We start from the raw sequence: 3,487 nt of genomic DNA on the forward strand, positions 1-3,487 counted from the left end.
GTGGGAGAGTAGGACGCCGCCGAACAATTATTGTGGGAGTGCCCTGTGCCAGGTATCTGGCGCGGGGCATTTCTGCGTTCCGGGACGTTCCAGGATCTGTATCCGATGTCCGGTTGTTACCCCCTTGCACTGTGCCGCCGACGCTGAGGGTAAGGTCAGGAGGCATCGTTGGCACGTTCCACACAGGAGGCCCCCGGGTGGAGGTCCAGGAGACTCGCGTTCAGACGGACCGGGTGCTCACCATCCCCAACATCCTCAGCATGGCCCGCCTCGTCGGCGTCCCCCTCTTCCTGTGGCTGATCCTCCGCCCCGAGTTCGGAGGGCCGAACAGCGACGGCTGGGCATTGCTGGTGCTGATGCTGAGCGGTGTCAGCGACTATCTCGACGGCAAGCTCGCCCGTCGCTGGAACCAGATCAGCAGTCTGGGCAGGCTCCTGGACCCTGCGGCGGACCGGCTGTACATCCTTTCCACCCTGGTGGGTCTCACCTGGCGGGAGATCCTGCCGCTGTGGCTCACCGCGGCTCTTGTGGCCCGTGAGCTGATGCTTCTGGTGATGGTGGGAATCCTTCGCCGGCACGGCTATCCGCCTCCGCAGGTGAACTTCCTCGGGAAGGCGGCTACCTTCAACTTGATGTACGCCTTCCCGCTCCTGCTCCTCAGTGACGGAAGCGGTTGGCTTGCGTCACTCGCCGAAGTTTTCGGATGGGCGTTCGCAGGATGGGGTACGACGCTCTATTGGTGGGCAGGGATCCTGTATGTGGTCCAGGTCCGTCGGCTCGTCAAGGCGGACACCGCGGCCGATTAGCTCGTCGATGTGAGCCGTGCAGTGTCGCCGGCTCACGCCTGACGTTGGGGGCCGCTGTCCGGACGGGTGAAGTCGGCGAGACCGTCTCTTCAAGGAGGACGCTTCCGACATGAAGGCCGTCGTGATGGCTGGTGGCGAAGGAACTCGACTTCGCCCCATGACCTCGAGTATGCCCAAACCGCTCCTGCCGGTGGTGAATCGCCCCATCATGGAGCACGTACTGCGGTTGCTCAAGCGCCATGGGCTCAGCGAGACCGTCGTAACCGTGCAATTCCTTGCCTCCCTCGTCAAGAACTATTTCGGCGACGGTGAAGAGCTCGGCATGGAGCTCACCTACGCCAACGAGGAGAAGCCGCTCGGCACCGCGGGGAGCGTCAAGAACGCCGAAGAAGCGCTGAAGGACGATGCCTTCCTCGTCATTTCCGGCGACGCCCTCACCGACTTCGATCTGACCGACCTCATCGCCTTCCACAAGGAGAAGGGCGCACTGGTGACGGTGTGTCTGACCCGGGTGCCGAATCCTCTGGAATTCGGCATCACGATCGTGGACGAGGAAGGAAAGGTCGAGCGCTTCCTGGAGAAGCCCACCTGGGGCCAGGTCTTCTCGGACACCGTCAATACCGGTATCTATGTGATGGAGCCCGAGGTCTTCGACTATGTCGAGGCCGATGTCTCCGTGGACTGGTCCGGTGATGTCTTCCCTCAGCTCATGAAGGAAGGCAAGAAGGTCTACGGCTATATCGCCGAGGGCTACTGGGAGGATGTCGGCACGCACGAGAGCTATGTGAAGGCCCAGGCCGATGTGCTGGAAGGCAAGGTCGACGTCGATATCGACGGCTTCGAGATCTCGCCGGGCGTCTGGGTCGCCGAGGGCGCCGAGGTCCATCCCGACGCCGTTCTGCGAGGTCCGCTGTACATCGGTGACTACGCCAAGGTCGAGGCCGACGCGGAGATCCGCGAACACACCGTCGTCGGATCCAATGTGGTGGTGAAGACCGGTGCGTTCCTGCACAGAGCCGTCGTCCACGACAACGTCTATATCGGTCAGCACAGCAATCTGCGCGGCTGTGTGGTCGGCAGGAACACCGACATCATGCGGGCGGCCCGGGTCGAGGACGGCGCGGTCATCGGCGACGAGTGTCTGGTCGGCGAGGAATCGATCATCCAGGGCAATGTGCGGGTCTATCCGTTCAAGACCATCGAGGCCGGTGCGTTCGTCAACACCTCGGTGATCTGGGAGTCCCGGGGACAGGCGCATCTCTTCGGTGCCCGCGGTGTCTCCGGCATCCTGAACGTCGAGATCACGCCGGAGGTGGTGGTGCGGCTGGCGGGCGCGTACGCCACCACCCTCAAGAAGGGCTCCACCGTCACCACCGCACGTGACCACTCCCGTGGTGCCCGTGCGCTCAAGCGGGCCGTGATCTCCTCGCTCCAGTCCAGTGCCATCGAGGTACGGGACCTGGAGAACGTACCGCTGCCCGTCGCCCGTCAGCAGACGGCCCGTGGCAGTGCCGGCGGCATCATGATCCGTACCTCGCCAGGTGTGCCGGACTCCGTGGACATCATGTTCTTCGACGAGCGGGGCGCGGATCTCTCCCAGGCCGGCCAGCGCAAGCTGGACCGGGTGTACGCGCGCCAGGAGTACCGCCGTGCCTTCCCGGGCGAGATCGGGGATCTGCACTTCCCGGCCAGCGTTTTCGACTCGTACACCGGCTCGCTGCTGCGCAATGTCGATACGACAGGGATCTCCGAGGCGGCGCTCAAGGTCGTTGTCGACGCGTCCAACGGCAGCGCCGGGCTTGTCCTGCCCAGCCTGCTGGGCCGGCTCGGTGTCGACGCGCTGACCATCAATCCCGGCCTTGACGAGTCCAGGCCCACGGAGACGGCCGAATCCCGCCGGTCAGGACTGGTCAGACTCGGTGAGATCGTCGCTTCGGCGCGTGCCGCGTTCGGAGTGCGGTTCGATCCCGTGGGCGAGCGGCTGTCGCTGGTGGACGAGCGCGGGCGGATCATCGAGGACGACCGGGCCCTGCTGGTGCTGCTCGATCTGGTCGCGGCCGAGCGGCGCAGCGGGCGGGTGGCTCTGCCTGTGACGACCACACGTATCGCTGAGCAGGTCGCCGCGTACCACGGCACTCAGGTGGCGTGGACGACGACCTCGCCGGACGATCTGACCCGGGTGGGCCGTGAGGAGTCCACGATCTTCGGCGGCGACGGCCGTGGCGCCTTCATCGTGCCGGAGTTCAGCAGCGTCCTCGACGGCACGGCGGCGTTTGTACGGCTGATCGGTCTGGTGGCCCGTACTCAGCTCACTCTCAGCCAGATCGACGCCCGTATCCCCCGTGCTCATGTGCTGCGTCGTGATCTGGCCACACCGTGGGCGGTCAAGGGACTGGTGATGCGCAGTGTTGTGGAGGCGGCCGGGGACCGGCAGGTGGACACGACCGACGGTGTACGGGTCGTGGAGGCCGACGGCCGCTGGGTGATGGTCCTGCCCGATCCGGCCGAGGCCATCACCCATCTGTGGGCGGAAGGCCCTGACGACGCCTCGGCCCAGGCACTGCTCGACGAGTGGTCGGCCGTGGTCGACGGAGCCGGTCACTAGGGTCTTTCGTTTGGAGCTGGCCGGATCAGGGAGCGCCCGCCGCGGCAGCGGCTGATGTCACTGCGGGCACGCGAGC

General features: G+C 65.4%; 2 protein-coding genes. Both read left to right on the forward strand.

What is annotated here, in order from left to right; genetic code table 11:
* Nucleotides 1–197: 197 nt before the first annotated feature.
* Nucleotides 198–806, forward strand: coding sequence for a CDP-alcohol phosphatidyltransferase family protein (locus GA0115259_RS25730; RefSeq protein WP_066949929.1), 609 nt, complete (start codon nt 198–200; stop codon nt 804–806).
* 109 nt (nt 807–915) lie between these two features.
* Nucleotides 916–3,411, forward strand: coding sequence for a mannose-1-phosphate guanyltransferase (locus tag GA0115259_RS25735; RefSeq protein ID WP_093601436.1), 2,496 nt, complete (start codon nt 916–918; stop codon nt 3,409–3,411).
* Nucleotides 3,412–3,487: the final 76 nt, after the last annotated feature.

The sequence above is a fragment of the Streptomyces sp. MnatMP-M17 genome, assembly GCF_900091995.1.
GTDB lineage: Bacteria > Actinomycetota > Actinomycetes > Streptomycetales > Streptomycetaceae > Streptomyces.

Excerpts from the sequence above, each read along its gene's own strand:
- GA0115259_RS25735 (WP_093601436.1), top strand. The coding sequence starts at position 916 with ATGAAGGCCGTCGTGATGGCTGGTGGCGAAGGAACTCGACTTCGCCCC.